Origin of the sequence: Actinomadura napierensis, assembly GCF_039529375.1 — a bacterium.
In the GTDB taxonomy this organism is placed as follows: Bacteria; Actinomycetota; Actinomycetes; order Streptosporangiales; family Streptosporangiaceae; genus Spirillospora; species Spirillospora napierensis.
Map to the genome: position 1 here is coordinate 1 of NZ_BAAAMR010000412.1, position 534 is coordinate 534.

Sequence of the window (534 nt, forward strand, 5' to 3'; positions counted from 1 at the left end):
TTAACAAACGCTGAGGGTGAAACACTTGATCAATCTCAAGGTGAACCACTTGCCTATTTGCATGGCGCAGGCAACATCATTCCTGGTTTAGAAAATGCATTAACTGGTAAGACTGTTGGTGATAAATTCACTGTTAACGTACCAGCTGCTGAAGGTTATGGCGAATATAACCCAGACCTAGTACAAGAAGTTCCTGCTCAAATGTTCCAAGGCGTTGATAACATTCAACCAGGTATGCAATTCCAAGCTCAAACAGATGACGGCGTTCAAATCGTTACTGTTAAAGCAGTTGAAGGTGACAACGTTATCGTTGATGCAAACTTCCCACTTGCTGGTCAAGATTTAACTTTTGAAGTTGAAATCGTAGAAATCCGTGAAGCTTCTCAAGAAGAATTAGATCACGGTCACGTACACGGTGCGGGTGGTCACCACCACTAAGTCTTCTTTTAGAAGATAATAAAAGGCAAAGCTTCGGCTTTGCTTTTTTTATGTCTTTAATTTATATAATATTCATAGAGTTAATTTATTTTTAGG

General features: G+C 39.3%; 1 protein-coding gene. It reads left to right on the top strand.

Features of this window, described 5'->3' with window-relative positions; all coding sequences use genetic code 11:
* Positions 1 to 438: FKBP-type peptidyl-prolyl cis-trans isomerase (locus ABD296_RS50205; RefSeq protein WP_344285809.1), on the top strand; the 438-nt coding region annotated here is incomplete at its 5' end.
* Between the last annotated feature and the right edge of the window lie 96 nt (positions 439 to 534).